Source organism: Glaciecola sp. HA4-3 (assembly GCF_055693685.1).
In genome coordinates this window covers 803,638-820,634 of sequence record NZ_CM146340.1, presented here as the reverse complement: position 1 = coordinate 820,634, position 16,997 = coordinate 803,638, and the positions used below count along the sequence as shown (strand labels likewise).

Sequence of the window (16,997 nt, the reverse complement as noted above, 5' to 3'; positions counted from 1 at the left end):
TACAATGACTGATGCTACTCAAGCTAACTTACATAAAGAGTCGTCATTTACAAAGTTTCTTTGTGTTATTTTGTGTTTTGCAGTAGCAGTAGGTTCTAATTTTGAAACAGCGAATGTAATGTTTCAAAAGTGGAATTTACTTAATGAAAATCAAGGTCACTCTTGGATATTGTTGTTAGGAATAGGCTACCTCTTTTATATCAATATGGGAGTTTTTAGTCTAAGAACAACAATATCACTTTACCCCACCATAGGGCTTTTGATAGCCGTTTTGTTAGGATTTATTGCACATAAAGCCTCTATTTTAGTGCTTGAGCAGTGGTTAATGATTTTGATATTTTACGCAAGCATTCAAAGTCTGTTTGTCATTCAAAAACAGTTTTTAGTCGCGTTAATTGTTTTATTGTTTCTGTTTACAACTACAACCCTTGACCATATCGTGCCGATATTGGTTGATATTGCCGCAATAGTGGTCGGGTTTACTTTGAAATTTATTAACCTAACAGCTTATATCGAACACGATATGATCTACTTACCATATGGCGTAATTAAAATAGCGGAAACTTGCTCTGGAGTTCGTTACGTCACAATGTGCCTTGCTTTAGCTATAATCATATCTGTGTTAGATAAATTAAGCATAAAAAGAATATTAATCGTAATTTCTGCTGCCCTTATTTTGTCATTGTTTGCCAATTGGGTTCGCATCCTAATACTCGTAGTTATAGGAAGCGAAACTCAGATGCAAAGTAGTCTAATGGAGGATCATGAGACTTTTGGTTTTATTGTATTTTTTATATTTATGATTCCTTTGTTATGGCTGAAATTTCCTATCAATGAAAATAGTACTGTTAATGTTATTAATGCAAAAAACATTCAAGGGAATAACATTTACACACCACAAAAACTGATAATCGTCTTCTTGCCTGTCATAGTTATGAGTGCATTGAGCTTTTACGCTAATTTGATCCTTATTTAACGATATAAAATGATTACTTATATATTCTTTTTTACGCTGGCAACACTGTTCTATATATATATAGGCTACCCTTTATTTATATATTTATTATCGATGACAGTAGGAAAGCCTAATCCTATTTCAGAATATACACTTGCTAATACTGACGATTTACCCTCAATCTCTATTATTATCCCTGCCTTTAATGAGCAAGATGTAATCGAGAAAACCATACGTAACAAGGTGGAACAACACTATCCTTCTTCTAAAATGGAAATTATCGTTGTATCTGATGAGTCAGAAGATGATACCGATAATATAGTCAACCAGCTAAGCTCACAAGTTTCTGTACCTTTAACCCTTATTAGGCAGGTTCCACGGAAGGGAAAGACCGCAGGCGTCAACAAAGCTGTTAAAATTGCAAAAGGTGAGTTATTAGTATTTAGTGACGCTAATTCTATTTTTGATAATGATGCGTTACTGCGCTTAGTAGAAGTGTTTGAAGACTCTAAAGTTGGATTTGTAACCGGTAAAATGATGTATCAAACGCAATCTGGAGATGGAACATCTCTTGGGTGCAGTGCATACATGAAATACGAAAACTTTCTCAGAGAACATGAACGAAAACTCGCTTCTGTGGTAGGTGTGGATGGTGGTATAGATGCTATGCGAAAGTCTTTGTTTACCCAATTAAGGGATGATCAGCTACCTGATTTTGTTCAGCCTTTACATGTTGTGAAACAAGGATTTACGGTAACTTACGCTCCTAATGCGCTGCTGATTGAAGATGCTTTGACAAGTACAGAGCAGGAACTGAAGATGCGAATTCGAGTTAACTTACGCGCAATGTGGGCATTATGGGATATGCGAAGTCTGCTAAACCCTTTTGCTTTTCCAATGTTCAGCTTTCAATTATTATCTCATAAGCTACTAAGATACTTAGCTTTCATTCCCCAAATCTTTGCTTTTATTACGAACATACTTTTAGTGCCTAGCCACATAAGCTTTCTGGTGTTATTTGTATTACAAATACTTTTTTATGTCTTTGCGTTTATTGGATACGTAAATGCTAAAAATGGTGTCAGTAGCAAAGTAGTGTTTTATCTGCCTTACTACTTAACGCTTTTAAATTATACTTGTTTAAGAGCTTTTGTCTTATTTTCAAAAGGGCAAAAAATTGCGATATGGAAACCAAGAGAAGGTTAGCCCTTCCCTTTAAAATCATAAACCTCAGCCATTGAAGACCACTGATAGTCTTTCATTAGCTTAATTAATTTTTTTCCATCACGCCTAGATTAATATAATGCCTAAACTTGGATTTAAAAGGCGCATCCTGAACTCTAGGTTGTTCTGGGTCAATTTCCCAAGGATGAAAGTAGAAGTTGTAAGGTTGATCATTCTCTTTTAGGTATGATCGGATTCTTGAATTTGATAGCCAATATGGATACAGACGGAAGAATCCTCCGCCACCGATACCTTGATTTTTGTCGCCTTTGTTAAGCGTTGACACTGGCACTTCCCAAATCCCTTCTGGTCTTTGGTATTTGAAACGGGGCCATTCGGGCACACCATATAAATCATGTGTGATCGGATAGGTACTCGACGAGTAAATAAACCCTAGGTCAACCAGTAATTGAAAGACCCACTCATTAGTTTTATCAATCGAAAAACTAGGCGCGCGATAACCAATGACTTTTTTACCAGAAGCCTGTTCTAAAATATCTTTGCTAACCCTTATGTCTTCTCGGACATCATCAGGAGTCATCAAAGTTGTTCGTTTGTGATTGCTACCATGACTAGCAACTTCATGACCTTCATCAGCCATTCGCTTAATAAGCTCAGGAAATCGATTCGCCACCCACCCTAAAACAAAAAACGTAGCTTTAACATCGTTTTCATCAAACAAATCTAATAAACGATGGGTGTTTTTATCGACTCTAGGCCTTATGTCACCCCATTGAGACGGTTTTATAACGTCTTCAAACGCCGACACATGAAAATAATCTTCAACATCGACTGTCATAACATTCATGGATAGGTCATGCTTATTTTTCATTATCGTCCCTTACCAAATATGACAACTTCGACCGTTCTAATTAAAATAAGTAAATCCAACAGCAAGCTTTGGTGCTTTACATAATATAAATCAAAATTTAACTTTTCTTTACTGTCTTTAACGCTCGCGCCATAGGGATAGTTTAACTGCGCCCAACCGGCTAAACCAGGTTTGACATTATGACGCTCATTAAAATAAGGGATTTCTTCAGCCAGCTTTTCAACAAATTCAGGTCGCTCTGGTCTAGGGCCAATGAATGACATTTCGCCTTTCATAATATTAAAGAGCTGAGGTAATTCATCAACACGGTATTTGCGGATGAAGTTACCAATAGACGTTGTTCTGTCATCATTTTTACTCGCCCACTTTGCTCCATCTTTTTCAGCGTCTGGTCGCATACTTCTAAATTTAATAATGTCAAAAAGCACGCCATTTTTCCCCACGCGCTGCTGCTTGTAAAACACACTCGCGCCCGTGCTTCTGCCATCGTCAAAGTAGATGATAATCGCAGTAATAAGCATAAATGGCCAAACAAAGAAAAAGATAAGCGACGCTACGATGATGTTCAGCGTGTAGTCTAAAGCTTGCCGAAGGTAACGCTGCGAGTTAAAACCATCAGAATAAATGACCCAACTAGGGTACATTAAATCAACCAAAAGAAGCGATAGCTCCCTTTCCAAAAAGTTAAGTAAGTCGGTTATCAAAACACCAGAAACACGCAAATCAAACAAATCTTGAACAGGCAAAGACCCTCTGCGTTGATCGCTAGCCACAACAATTTCATCAATACCATTTTCAAGTACGTAAGTTTTTAGGTCTGTTTCAATATTGATATCGATGACACATTCATTTTTAACGCCTTTTTCTAGCGCATCACCAATGACAGGAACAAAGCCTACTAATTCAAATCCAGCTCTATCAACATCTCTGCGCATCCGCTTTTCGATGATGGAGGCTCGAACCCCTGCTCCGATGACGAGAATTTTAGATTTTGTAAAATCAAAAAACCGAATCCGCAAAAATGCATAACGAATGCTAACAGATGCAACTAATGCACAACTAGCCATCGCTAGGTGGTATGCAGGTTCTATCAATTTGGACGTAAGCAAAGTATTGGTAAATATTATGATGATAAATGAACTAACAATTACGCCCACGAAAATTCGGCGAATAATTCCTCGAAACGGCTCTCTTAAGTTATTTTCATATAAACCAACAGAGTAGTTTGTGATTAAAAAAACAACAACAAAAAGGCCCACGTTTACCGACAAAGTGCTGCCTACTATCACGCTAAAGTAATCTGTAAACCCCAATAATTTTATGCCGAAATAACAAGCATAAAAAACAAAAACGGCTTCTAGACCAGCAATAATAATTGGGCGTTTTTTACTTAATTTGTTGCTAGATGACATTAACACTCATTCCCTAAGAATAAAAAACATATAGTTATCGTGAAGCTCTTCCGCAAACAGAAGCTACCGCAAATTGGCCGTGAATTGTAAACTACTCTTGTTGTAAATTCATTAAATTAATCATTCCAGCGATTAAACAAGTAATATCCTAGTGGGTGATTTTGAAGAGTTTTTGAGCTTTGAATTAAAAGTGATAGACTAGCACATTAACTAAGAAACTATTGAATAACTGTGAAAGCGTCTATTACCTTTTCCTCATTTTTGTTACCCATAATATTACTGCAGAGCGCCGCAGTTTCATCAAGTGATTTTTCGGTAAAAACCGGACTCAATACTAATTTAATTGCACAATCTACCACTGCTGAAAACGAAGCTGACTTTGATAGCGATGTTGCACTTATTAAGCCTTACATTATTGCTGAACTACAAAACAGAAAAATGCGTTTGTTCACAAATATTGAAGGCACGCATATAGACCGTTTTGAAGACAATGAATTGCTCAATGAAACTCGAAACTTTGTCAATTTTGATTATGATGGCGCGCTAAGCATCATCGACAATTTTGTGTTACTTAGCGTTAGTGGTCGACAAAATTATAGAGGAGTTGCTTCTGATACCTTTGAAGCAAACGATTTTCTTGCGCGAAATGACATCGCTAAACAATCGCAACATACCTCAACCTTATCGTTTTTTGGTCAAAACAACCCTTTAGTTAATTGGTCTTTAAGTACTCAATATGCAAAAAACAAAGTCACATTTGAAGATGAAAGCCTCAATGCTAATACAAACAATTTAGCAAACAATGAAACTTATGGGGCAGCGTTTAATCTTGAGAGTGGTCCAAATATAAAAAGTAATACGTTTGAAGTCTCTGCTAACACGCAACAAGTGCAAAGAGAAGCTCAGGGTGATTTTACGTACTCAAACTTTACAGCCTTGGACGAGATTCAAATCTACGATTCTTTTGGGCTTGGTATTCAAGGCTTTTATGAGCAAAACGATGTCGATAACGAGAACGATTTAGCCGACCAAACACAAGAGTTTTATTATGGTGGCTTAGGCCTGATATGGCGAGAAAGCCCAAACCGTTTTATCAGCATTTTTATTAATAGCTCTGACGGAGAATCAAGTTCTGACGAAAATGTTGATTTAAAAGGTAACTTTTTAAGTACCGAACTTGGATGGGACTTCTCTCGATATACAAACGTATCAGGAGCATTTAGCCGGCGATTTTTTGGTGATAGCATCAGTTTTAGTTTGAATCAAAGAACGCGTGATCTAGCAAGTTTTGTAAGATACAACGAGGAAGTTAATTCAAACGCTCAAATTAGCTTATTTAACGAATTAGCAGGCATTTATGTCTGTGACCCCGGTGTTTCTGATGTCTCTGCATGCGACCTTAGAACAGAAATTACTAGTCCATTAAGCCCGGGGCAAACCCTTAGTCCAAAGTTAGAGCAGGTTGCCCAAGTTAATGACAACATTGTCATCAGCAAATCATTAAGCTCAGGTTTTATTCTTAAAAAACGCCGAACAACCAGCCGTGTTAACTTATTATGGCAAAATACAGACGCGCTTGAAATCGAAAGACAAGTGGAGACAAGCGCGATTGAAGGCGAAATTAGCTACGAATTAAGCAGAACATCAAGACTTGTGGCATCACTCGAATACAGAGATATTAAAGAGAACCTGATTGATGAGATAAATGAAGCTATCGTCAAACAAGCCGATCTTAAATATATCAAGAACTTTGGTCGCGACTTTACACTGACGTTGAGTATTAGAAGGCTAGAGCGAGACGGTGAAGTAGGTTTTGGCTTGCCTTAGTTTTAACGGTGTTCAAGGCGCTTTAAGCGATAATCGCTTGGGCCTGAGTATTAATTATCAGTTCTTTGATACTGGAAGAGGCCGGCGACAAGAATAAACCAAGGTTATTCTTTGTCGCTATCTTTAACACGGACGTTGGTTTGATATTTGTCTTTTAGCATTTTATTAATATATTGAGTCAACTTCACTTTATCGTGCATAGCACCCTCAAGCGCATCAACTAACTCAACCAACATTGTAATGTAATGTGACGAATCATTATGTAATTCATTACCACCTTGGCGTAAGCAACGCAACTGCTTGGTCTTGATTAGACTGTATTGCTTGCGTCACGCTCTGCGTTTGATTTTTGTCAGGCTCAAACATTTCATCCTTTACTTCATCAATGACACCACTGACTTGTTCCAATGTAAACATTTCAAGCTCTTCTAGAAAACCAAACAACATTACCCTATCCATTAAGGTATTTATTTTTCTGGGAACACCACGAGTGAATGTGTGAATCGCGCTTAAGGCATCTTCATCAAATATATCTAGTTTCTTAGCACCTGCATGTTGGAGTCTATATTTAATGTAATCAGTACATTCTTGTGCGTTAAGCGGAGCCAAATTACAAGAAGCTACAATACGCTGCCTAAACTGCTCCATATTTGGTGCTCGTAATATATCTTGAAGTTCTGGTTGGCCAAGCAAAAAGCTTTGTAACAAAGGTTTTCCTGCATGTTGAAAATTTGACAACATACGAAGTTCTTCTATCGTTTCTAAGGGTAAATTTTGTGCTTCATCAACCAGTAAAAGTGCCCTTTTTCCAGTCCTTGCAAGACTTTGCAAAAAATTTTGTAAGGCTTCAAGTAGCTCGGTTTTAGTTTTGTTACTAATATCTAAACCAAACTTAGATGCCACCATCTTTAATATTTCGTCGGGGGATAATTTAGGTGTAACTATTTGAGCCGCATAAATATCTTCTTGGACTTGCTCAAGAAGACTATTAGCAATAGTTGTTTTACCTGTACCAATATCACCTGTTATGACAATAAATCCCTCAGCTTGAGATAAGCCATACTGCAGATATGACATAGCACGCTTGTGCAATTTACTGGCATAAAAGAAAGCTGGATCAGGGGTTAATTGAAACGGCTTTGAATTTAAGCCGTAATAACTTTCGTACATTTTTTCATCTACTTTTTGATTTTAAACAATCTTATCACTTTATACCCATAATTTGCGAAATTATTGCTGTAGTAGACACACCTTCGACTAAAGATATAGTTTTCACTTGACCACCATTTTCTATCACTTCTTTGGCGCCTGCAATTTCGTCAACTTTATAATCCTTACCTTTTACCAAAATGTCTGGCAATATGTTTGCTATAAGCCGCTGTGGTGTATCTTCAAAGAATTCCACTACCCAGTCCACACAAGACAAGCCGCTAAGCAAAGCCATCCGGGCATCAACAGTATTGATTGGTCTTCCATTGCCCTTTAACTTTTCAACGCTTGCATCAGAATTTACGGCAACTACTAATCTGTCTCCTAATTTTGCAGCTTCTTCTAAATAGCTTAAGTGACCTTGATGCAAAATATCGAAACATCCGTTTGTCATGACGATTGTTTCGCCTTTTGCCTTTGCTTGTGCAAGCGCAAATTTTAATTCTGCTTGCCCCACAACGCCGCCATTGAGCGCTTCACCATTGTTAAGTGAAAAAGAAAGTTCTGACTGGGAAACAGATGAGGTCCCTAACTTTGCAACCACAAGTCCTGCGGCATGATTAGCAAGCGTACATGCCTTTTCAATACTCGCGCCAGCGGCTAAGGAACATGCCAAAGTAGAGACAACCGTATCTCCAGCTCCGGTAACATCAAACACCTCTCTTGCTAGAGCAGGCAAATGATAAGCTTTTCCTGCTTTTGAAAATAAAGACATTCCTTTTTCTGCGCGTGTGACCAAAATATAGTCAATATCATTTTTCTCACAACAGGCCGTCGCACTTGCTTGAATTTGCGCCTCATTTTCACATTTACCTTGTATCTGCTCAAACTCTGTCATATTAGGGGTAATTATATTCGCACCCGAATAATTGGCGAATGAACTCGTCTTAGGATCGACAATTACCGTTTTATTTTGCGCCTTCGCAATGTCGATAAAAACTTGAGGTTCACAGAGTGTTCCCTTTGCATAATCTGACAAAACAACAAGGTCGACCTCATTGATAAGCGCTTTGTATCGTTCAATTAAATCGGCTTTATCTGACGTGAAATATGAAGACTCAAAATCCAATCTCAATAATTGCTGATTGCGACTAAGAACCCGCAGTTTTGTGGTGGTCTCAAGGCCATCTTTTACAATCAATTGATGATGAATGTTGTGAGACGATAATGCCTTGCGAAGTGATGCGCCAGCATCATCATCACCAATTAGACCCAATATGCTAACATTTGCTCCTAACGCAGCCGCATTTACTGCCACATTTGCGGCGCCTCCAGAGCGATCATCACACGTGTCAACTTTAACCACGGGAACTGGTGCTTCAGGCGATATTCTATTCGCAGAACCTTGATAATACCTATCAAGCATTACGTCACCAACAATAAGCATACGAATCTGACTAAAATCAGGTAACGACTTGGTGGGATACATGCTACTCTTCATTTTTTAGTAAAGAACGTAAGTATAACAATGCCAACAGAAAAATCAGCACAAGCTTGGTATTTGTATATTATTGAAACTAAATATCTGCACTTGTACACAGGAATTAGTCCTGATTGGCGCAGAAGAATAGCTGAACATTTAACGGGTTCACCTAAATCTGCAAAAGCCTTAAAAGGCAAAGGACCATTCACTATAAAATGCTTAATTAAGTTAGCCAATCATTCACAAGCATTAAAAGCTGAAATCTGGCTGAAAAAGCAGACAAGAGCCAATAAACGTTTGTTTATAGAAAATAAACGTGCGCTCCCTTTTGAGTATGAAAAAATAGATATTAGCTCGATAGCTGATGAATTGCGTAACTAAAGAGCAACATTCACCGATTTAATAGCCCACGCCAATTGATACAAAATAAGCAAGTTAATTCGCTGACGCGTCAAATAGAAATAGTTTACTATAAACTTAGGTAGGGGAATAAAAGCACCTTATCAGCTAATGGTCACAAAATATTGTCATGTTTTATTGCGTCAAAAAGGTCTCCATATGAAAAATGATATGAAACATCATACTAATGAGCAAGGTGAAAGCACACAAGACCTTCAATCCCAAGCTCAATTAAGCTTCGATGAATTATCTGAGAAGCTAAAAAGAGAACCAACAAAACATGCCTTAATCGTCCAATATCAACAAGAAATCCTTCATGCATTTAGGTGCAGTACTTTCATCTCTCGTACGTTTTTACATTATCCAGATCAATGTGTAGAGGTTTTACCTAGTCTTCACAAAAAAAGTAGTATTCAAAAACAAAGTATCTTTGATTTCGAGCATCAACTATCAAGTAAATTAGCGACTTGTAATACTATAGAGCAAGCAAGTGATGCCATTCGTATATTCCGGCATATCAAAATGATGCAAATTGCTTGGCGTGATTTTGCACATACACAAACAATAGAAACATCCTTAAAGGTGACTTCCAACCTTGCTAATGCAATCATCAGACAGGCATATCTTTTTATTCACCACCATCTAGCTAAAAGGTACGGCAAGCCTTTGGATAATCAATCACTTATCATTATTGGTATGGGTAAGCTAGGTGGCCAAGAACTTAATTTTTCTTCTGATATCGATTTGATTTTTACTTACCCAAGGCAGGGAGACACCTATGGTGGTCGTAAATCAATTGAGCACTAAGGCCTTTTTCACTAAAGCGGCGCAAACCTTTATTAGCCTATTAGACAAAGTAACTCATCATGGAAGAGCATATAGAGTGGATATGAGGCTGAGGCCTCATGGTGAAAGTGGCCCATTGGTCATGCCTTTCTCTGCTTTTGAGACTTATTATCAAGAGCAAGGTAGACAATGGGAACGATTCGCCATGCAAAAAATGCGAATTTTAAATGATACTCCCTACAACGGTGAGCTTTGCGCGATAATAAAACCGTTTGTTTATCGAAAGTACATTGACTACACGACCATTGATGCAATTAGAGGAATGAAGCGATTAATAGAAAAGGAAGTTAAGCGCAAAAGAATCGTCAATAATATTAAGTTAGGCCAAGGTGGCATCCGAGAGTTGGAATTTTTAGTACAAAGCATTCAACTTATTCATGCAGGGCGTATAACTGAACTGCAAAGCCCATCAACACTGCAAACCTTGGTCCAATTAAGACGTTGGGAGTTGATCAATGAAGTAGAATATAAACGCTTACTAAGCGACTATTTAGTATTGCGCAAGTGTGAGCAATTTCTTCAAGCTATTAATGATGAGCAAACCCAAACATTGCCTGAAAACAACAACGATAAAGCAAGGCTATGCATTGCGCTTGGCGTCGCGACTGAACAAGAATATCGCTTGCTTATCGATATGGCAATGCAGCGTATTCATGGGGGATTTTTACAAGTAGTGAATGATGCAGATGCCCCTGATATTTGTCGCAATGATGATTTGACTATTTTTGAAGACTTATGGACACTTGAATTTACTCCACAAGAATTTGTTGACACAACTAGCGACTTGGTTGCCCCTCAAAGCGCGATGTTTCTTTACCAACAACTCAATGATTTTAAACAAGCAACTCAACATTCAAGAGCCAGTCAACGCTCCGTGCAATCGATTGACAAGTTAATTCCTTTATTACTTAGCGAGTTTTCCATATATTCAAAGACGTTTAGCGAAGATGAAATTAAAGGCGTATTTGGCATATTACATACAATATTAGGCCGTGTGACTTATATCGACTTATTGTGCGAAAATACAAAAGTAAGAGAACGTCTGCTACTACTTTGTAAAAAAAGTTTATGGATAAGCGCTCAAATTGCAAAATACCCTGTTCTTTTAGACGAAATATTGCATCCTCAATATCTTGATAGAAACGAAGTTTCACTAGTAAATTGGAAGCAAGATTGTCAAGCTCAACTGCGTGAAGCAATGCTTAGAATTGAACCGGATGATGTTGAAGCGGTATATGAAAAACTTCGAGAGTTTAAACACACAAACCAATTACGCATTGCCGCTGCCGATATTTCCAGAACCTTAATCATTAATCAAGTAAGCGACAAGCTGACGCTGTTAGCTCAAGTCATCATGCATAAAGTCGTTGAAATTGCATATCAACAAATGGTGGACTTGCATGGTTACCCAAACAAGGGGACTGGTGATGATGCAGAAAATCTTTGCACAACTGACGCACAATGCGTCAATGGGTTTGCGATCATAGCCTATGGGAAATTTGGGGGCATTGAACTTAGCTATGGCTCTGATCTTGATCTTGTCTTTTTGCATGCATACCCTTTAAATGAAATGACAAGTTCAGGTCTACGAAAATCAATTACTAATCAGGAGTTTTTCATAAAGCTCGCCCAGCGCATAAGACATATATGTAACGTAAAGACATATAGTGGTGAGTTATATGAAATAGACCTAAGACTGCGCCCTTCAGGTAATTCTGGTCTATTAGTTAGCCATATTTCGTCTTTTTTTGACTATCAGATAAACGAAGCGTGGACATGGGAGCATCAAGCCCTAGTCAGAAGCCGACCAGTCTATGGAAATACGGATATTTGTGATGAATTTGCCCAGAAGCGTCAAGCCGTTCTATGTAAGTCGAGGGACATAAATAAACTTAAGCAAGATATTGTAAATATGCGAACCAAAATGCGGGAACATTTGCTAAAACACGACGAACATCTTATTGATATCAAGCAAGCTGAAGGTGGCATTGTTGATATTGAATTTATGGTGCAATTTTGGGTGCTGAGTCTTGCCCATGAACATCCAGGCATTTGCAAGTGGTCTGATAATTTGCGGCTATTAGATGCCATTTGTGAGCATGGTAAAATTGATTACGAAGTTTGCCAATCGTTAAAACGAGCTTACTTGACTATCAGACATAGTGGCCATCGAGCGCAGTTAGCAAACAAATCACTCTCGAGAAAAGGCGACACCATAACAAACGCGATGAAAGAAGTATTTGAGCATTATAAAAAGACACTTAGTGATGACTAAGCTTATAGAATAAAAGATCAGTTAAATTGCTGCGGACTACCAGCGCTTTTTTCACAGTTTTGAACAATATAATTACTGGTTCGGTCACTTAGCACCAATGCTCGGTGTTTATAGCAATAATATACTGAAATCGGCTTATCAAAATTACTATCTAGTGCCCCTGATAGCTCTTCTAGCATTCCTACCAAAGTAGAATTGGTGACAAAACGCCCTCTAACAATAAAGTCCTGCTCTAAATCCCAGATTAAGCCAAAGCCTTCTTGTGCAGCGTGCTGTATAGACTCTTGCATAATGCTGTTTCCCTTTGCAAAGGCTCTTTGTTTAAAGCTACCTTGCCAGTTTTCAAGCTTTGCAAATGTCTCTTTGCTTGAATCTGTGACCATTTGTTCTAGCGAGCGTTCATCTTTGTCTAGCAATACTACGTCATCGCCATAACGCTCCTTTATTGGGTCTCGGGAGGTATCTCTAAACTCAGCGTAAAAACGACTCATATTCTCAGCGATTGATTGATTCTGGGCTTCACCACTTGCTGCTTCTCCTGTTGGCTCAGGCGCATATAACAAAAAGGCAATAGCAGCGACAATCACGGCAACAATGACCAAAAATCGTTTCATCCAAAAATTAAACATTGTTTGCTTAGCCATAAATCGCCATGTGTTGATAAACTTTAGTGTGACTACTTATATAGCGATTCAGGCTCTTCAGGTGGGCGAGTCTTAAATCTTTTGTGCATCCATAAATAGCTTTCAGGTTGCTCACAAATCAAGGCCAGAATATCAGCATTGAGTTTTGTCAGTAAACTTTCCTTAGAGTCGTTATCGGCTAAATATTCAATCACTGGAGTGATTTTTACTACGTATCCGGTGTCTGTATATTGCGGACTAATTAAAAGAGGGACGGAATCTGCGCGTTTAGCAAACATCAAAGTTGCTGTTGTCGTTGCGGTTTTAGCTACGCCACCAAAAGGCACAAATACGCTTTGTTTTGCACCATAGTCTTGGTCAGGCAAATAAGTACATAAATTACCTTCTTTTAAGCCTTTGATGAGTGAACGCGAATCACGTTTATGAATCAAATACTTATTTGAACGCGCGCGTCCTTTGTACTGAAGGTAGTTGAGTAATGGGTTATTATGCTTTCGATAGAAACCGAGCGATTTATAGGTAAGGCCAAGCGCTCTAAATCCAATTTCAAGCGTAACATTGTGCAATGCCAAACCAAAAACAGATCTTCCACTGTCTAAAATAGCTTTAGCATGCTCAAAGCCTTCTACTTTACAATGTCTTTTTACCCTCCAATCTGGCCACCACCAGCCCATCGCTGTTTCAAATAAAGCCATGCCCGTTCGTTCTATATTTTGATGATAAACTTGATTGATTTTTTCAGCTGACCATTGTGGGAAGCAAAGTGATAAATTACGTTTTGCAATACTTGTGCGCTTACCGGCGAATCGCAGTAATAAATATCCAACGCCTTTGCCAAGTTTACGTAATACTATAAATGGCAAAACTTGCACAATAGTAAATAGAATACTTGCACCAAACCACAGCAACCAATATTGAGGAAGCAAAAAGCGCCAACTAAACCTTGGAATTTCAACCGAATTAATAGCCAATCCTACTCCCTAACTCAATACGACAACTTCGTTATTTATCAGTATTGCTTAACAATATTCTTAAGTTTTTTTTCAAATGCGTCAAAGTGACTACTTGACTCATAATCAAAATGATATTGATTATGAAAACCAAAACTTAACTTCACCAACGCATCTTCAATGTATAAGGTATACCCATCAAAATCAGTATACGCTTTTACTCCATCTAACGAATAATATTGTTCGTCTTTTTGGCCATGTTGTCTAATCTTTTCGAAAACCGTTAACAAAAACTTACTATCTAGTTCGTTTTTCACTTTCCCCCCTAGGTACACAACATTATTAATGCTTATTTAAACCCATGTTCAGTCGGTAAAGATCAAGTAAAGCCAGATTTGCTTGTGTTTCTTGTTACTCCACATAGTAAGGTTTTCCAAGACAAAACTAGGGAAAATATACTTACTAATGTGGTTACATACGCTAGGCAAAATGCATTTGTTTAAACTTAAAAAAGTGTAAATCCATACATACAGGCATTGCTTGTTCTTTGAACAATACTTTGACCTTTTAATTAATTTGTGGTTTCATACAATTCACAACTGGTCAGATGAGCGGATAAGTTAACATGAGTTTACGTACAAATTTAAAGAAAGTATTACCTCCTATTTCAGTCACAGAACAAGAAGCGCTTGATGCAGGCGATGTGTGGATTGAATCTTCTATTTATCAAGGTAAGCCTGATATGGCTGCCTTACGTCAGCTTCCTCAAGCAAAACTGACAAAAGATGAGCAAGCATTCATGGATGGTCCTGTCCAAGAATTACTGGCAATGATTGATGACTTTGACTTACAAAATGGTAAGCACATCCCTGAAGAAGTATTGAGTTTTTTGGGAAAAGAGAAATTTTTCTCAATGATTATTCCGAAGAAATTCGGTGGCTTAGAGTTTAGCCCATATGCAAATTCTACCGTTGTTACCACAATCGCTACCAAAAGCGGTGCGATCGCAGTTACGGTAATGGTACCTAACTCTTTAGGTCCTGGTGAGCTATTAATGCACTATGGAACAGAAGACCAGCAAAACTACTGGTTGCCACGATTATCCGTAGGTAAAGATATTCCTTGTTTTGCATTGACTAGCCCAGAAGCAGGTTCTGATGCTGGCTCAATCCCAGACGCAGGTATTGTTACCAAAGGTATGCACAACGGCGAAGAAGTATTAGGTCTACGCGTAAGTTGGGACAAGCGTTATATTACATTAGCACCTATTGCTACCGTGCTAGGTTTAGCGTTTAAAGTATTTGATCCAGACCAATTGCTTGGCGAAGAGCTTGAACTTGGGATCACTTGCGCACTTCTTCCTAAATCACATCCTGGCGTAGAGCTGGGTAATCGCCATGACCCAATGGGTGTTCGTTTTTATAACGGTACTACACGGGGCAACGATGTGTTTATCCCAATGGATTTTGTTATTGGTGGCCAACAAAATATTGGAAAAGGGTGGCAGATGCTGGTGGCATGTCTTGGTGCAGGCCGTGGTATCTCTTTGCCAGCCATGGGTGTTGCTACTGCTCAATCGGCGTTTAAATCAACTGCTGAATACTCTTTTGTTAGAGAACAGTTTGGCGTGCCAATTGGCCGTTTTGAAGGTATTCAAGAAAAATTAGCAGATATATCGGGCAAAACATTTTTGCTAGAAGCAATGCGAGTGCTCACAACAGAAGGATTAGGGGAAGGCCTTAAACCATCAGTTGTAACGGCTATCGCGAAGTACCACATGACCGAACTTGGCCGCGATGTATTGAATTCTGCAATGGATGTGCAAGCTGGTAAAGCGATTCAGCGTGGCCCACAAAACACATTAGCAAACGGTTATTCGGCATTGCCTATCGCAATTACTGTTGAAGGTGCAAACATTTTAACCCGAAACTTAATGATTTTTGGACAAGGTGCGATGCGTTGTCACCCACATTTAAAAGAGATGGTTGACCTAATTCATAGCAATGATAGCAGCGCTGATGCTGAATTTAATAAAGTACTTGGTAAAACAGTGAAATTCAGCGTTAAAAATGCATTTAGAAGTATGGCTAATAGCTACCTACCGTTCTTGCGCAGCGCAGATTCAAGTTTGCCTGAAGTTCGCAAGTACGAAAAACGCTTGAATACGCTTGCAGCAAAACTAGCGCCTCTTGCTGATTTATCTTTACTTGTTTTAGGTGGGGATTTGAAAAAAGCGGAATTACTTTCAGCTCGTTTAGGCGATGTGATTAGTTACGTATATGCAGCAATGGCGGCGGTCAGATTCTATGAGCAACGTGTCGAAAACAGACAAGAAGCTCAAGCATATTTTGAATACGCGGTAGAATGGTCGTTGCAGCAAGGTGAAAAGGCAGTGGTTGATTTTGTAAACAACTTCCCTAACTTACCGACCAAAGCGCTGATGAAAGTATTGACCAATACATACACGTCTTCTGTTAAAGGAATTAGTGATGACTTGGTAAGACGCTTGTCGACCGCTGCATTACAAGATAGCAGCATAAAACAGCAACTGACTCATGCGGTTAAAGTTATTACAGGTGATGGCAATGACATTAACGAGCAAGCATTTAAAGCAAAACATGCAGCAATGCCATTGTTGAGTAAAGTGCAAAAGGCGCTTCGTAAGTCGCCAGTCGTACCTTTCTTATCATTTGAGAATGCCGTCAACAAACTTCAAGAAGCTGGTGAGTTAAGCCAAGACGAAACAGCTACCTTGCTTGAGTATAATGAAAAGCGCAAACTTGCGGTTAGAGTGGATGAATTTACCTTTGATATGGAGATTTTTAACGCTGATGGTAGCTTGGCGTCTGATAGTCCAGTAGACGATAAAAACGCAGCATAATTTCATTATCGTAATCATTAAGACGCCTTCTTGTTCTAAGAAGGCGTTTTTTTATGCTCAACTTTTTTCCATTGATAAAAACCTTGCTTACAAATTGCGACAATTCGCTTTACACTATTA

General features: G+C 38.5%; 12 protein-coding genes and 2 pseudogenes. 7 read left to right on the top strand and 7 right to left on the bottom strand.

The window, feature by feature from the left end; translation table 11 throughout:
- Window positions 1-4: 4 nt before the first annotated feature.
- On the top strand, window positions 5-976 hold the full coding sequence (locus ACZ1G6_RS03850) for an exosortase/archaeosortase family protein (protein WP_472618143.1): 972 nt from the start codon (window positions 5-7) through the stop codon (window positions 974-976).
- A gap of 9 nt (window positions 977-985) precedes the next feature.
- The gene (locus ACZ1G6_RS03845; protein ID WP_472618142.1) at window positions 986-2,161 is read left to right on the top strand and encodes a glycosyltransferase family 2 protein; all 1,176 of its coding nucleotides are present in this window, start codon (window positions 986-988) and stop codon (window positions 2,159-2,161) included.
- On the opposite strand, the pseudogene ACZ1G6_RS03840 reads toward ACZ1G6_RS03845, so the two are convergent.
- Together ACZ1G6_RS03840 and ACZ1G6_RS03835 are read right to left on the bottom strand one after the other, a co-directional pair.
- A pseudogene (locus ACZ1G6_RS03840) lies at window positions 2,158-3,011 on the bottom strand (XrtA system polysaccharide deacetylase). The gene ACZ1G6_RS03845 and the pseudogene ACZ1G6_RS03840 overlap by 4 nt on opposite strands.
- Window positions 3,011-4,423 carry a TIGR03013 family XrtA/PEP-CTERM system glycosyltransferase gene (locus ACZ1G6_RS03835; RefSeq protein WP_472618141.1) on the bottom strand — a complete coding sequence of 471 codons (1,413 nt, stop codon included), beginning with the start codon at window positions 4,421-4,423 and terminating at the stop codon, window positions 3,011-3,013. Before ACZ1G6_RS03835 ends, ACZ1G6_RS03840 begins: the two are co-directional and overlap by 1 nt.
- 231 nt (window positions 4,424-4,654) lie before the next feature.
- On the opposite strand from ACZ1G6_RS03835, the gene ACZ1G6_RS03830 reads away from it, so the two are divergent.
- Complete coding sequence (locus tag ACZ1G6_RS03830) at window positions 4,655-6,250, top strand: hypothetical protein (RefSeq protein WP_472618140.1); 1,596 nt, start codon at window positions 4,655-4,657, stop codon at window positions 6,248-6,250.
- A 104-nt stretch (window positions 6,251-6,354) separates the two neighbouring features.
- Here the strand turns inward: ACZ1G6_RS03830 and ACZ1G6_RS03825 are convergent.
- Together ACZ1G6_RS03825 and hldE are read right to left on the bottom strand one after the other, a co-directional pair.
- Window positions 6,355-7,420 (bottom strand): annotated as a pseudogene (locus ACZ1G6_RS03825) (XrtA/PEP-CTERM system-associated ATPase).
- A gap of 34 nt (window positions 7,421-7,454) precedes the next feature.
- Window positions 7,455-8,888 carry a bifunctional D-glycero-beta-D-manno-heptose-7-phosphate kinase/D-glycero-beta-D-manno-heptose 1-phosphate adenylyltransferase HldE gene (hldE, locus tag ACZ1G6_RS03820; protein WP_472618139.1) on the bottom strand — a complete coding sequence of 478 codons (1,434 nt, stop codon included), beginning with the start codon at window positions 8,886-8,888 and terminating at the stop codon, window positions 7,455-7,457.
- A gap of 39 nt (window positions 8,889-8,927) precedes the next feature.
- Here hldE and ACZ1G6_RS03815 point away from each other — a divergent pair, with 39 nt between their 5' ends.
- The 3 genes from ACZ1G6_RS03815 (at window position 8,928) to glnE (ending at window position 12,402) form a co-directional block, all read left to right on the top strand.
- Window positions 8,928-9,263 carry a GIY-YIG nuclease family protein gene (locus tag ACZ1G6_RS03815; protein ID WP_472618138.1) on the top strand — a complete coding sequence of 112 codons (336 nt, stop codon included), beginning with the start codon at window positions 8,928-8,930 and terminating at the stop codon, window positions 9,261-9,263.
- Between the two features lie 177 nt (window positions 9,264-9,440).
- Window positions 9,441-10,088, top strand: coding sequence for a hypothetical protein (locus ACZ1G6_RS03810; RefSeq protein WP_472618137.1), 648 nt, complete (start codon window positions 9,441-9,443; stop codon window positions 10,086-10,088).
- On the top strand, window positions 10,060-12,402 hold the full coding sequence (gene glnE, locus ACZ1G6_RS03805; protein WP_472618136.1) for a bifunctional [glutamate--ammonia ligase]-adenylyl-L-tyrosine phosphorylase/[glutamate--ammonia-ligase] adenylyltransferase: 2,343 nt from the start codon (window positions 10,060-10,062) through the stop codon (window positions 12,400-12,402). The genes ACZ1G6_RS03810 and glnE overlap by 29 nt, the downstream gene beginning before the upstream one ends.
- Window positions 12,403-12,419: 17 nt before the next feature.
- Here glnE and ACZ1G6_RS03800 read toward each other — a convergent pair whose 3' ends face one another.
- Genes ACZ1G6_RS03800 through ACZ1G6_RS03790 form a run of 3 tightly spaced genes read right to left on the bottom strand, consistent with a single transcriptional unit; the run spans window position 12,420 to window position 14,313 of the window.
- Window positions 12,420-13,046, bottom strand: coding sequence for a TcpQ domain-containing protein (locus tag ACZ1G6_RS03800; RefSeq protein WP_472618135.1), 627 nt, complete (start codon window positions 13,044-13,046; stop codon window positions 12,420-12,422).
- Between the two features lie 32 nt (window positions 13,047-13,078).
- The gene (lpxL, locus tag ACZ1G6_RS03795; RefSeq protein ID WP_472618134.1) at window positions 13,079-14,017 is read right to left on the bottom strand and encodes an LpxL/LpxP family Kdo(2)-lipid IV(A) lauroyl/palmitoleoyl acyltransferase; all 939 of its coding nucleotides are present in this window, start codon (window positions 14,015-14,017) and stop codon (window positions 13,079-13,081) included.
- Window positions 14,018-14,055: 38 nt separating this feature from the next.
- Window positions 14,056-14,313 (bottom strand): DUF3081 family protein, encoded by a 258-nt coding sequence (locus ACZ1G6_RS03790; RefSeq protein WP_472618133.1) that lies wholly within the window; start codon window positions 14,311-14,313, stop codon window positions 14,056-14,058.
- Window positions 14,314-14,621: 308 nt separating this feature from the next.
- On the opposite strand from ACZ1G6_RS03790, the gene ACZ1G6_RS03785 reads away from it, so the two are divergent.
- Window positions 14,622-16,877 (top strand): acyl-CoA dehydrogenase, encoded by a 2,256-nt coding sequence (locus ACZ1G6_RS03785; RefSeq protein ID WP_472618132.1) that lies wholly within the window; start codon window positions 14,622-14,624, stop codon window positions 16,875-16,877.
- Window positions 16,878-16,997 lie beyond the last annotated feature (120 nt).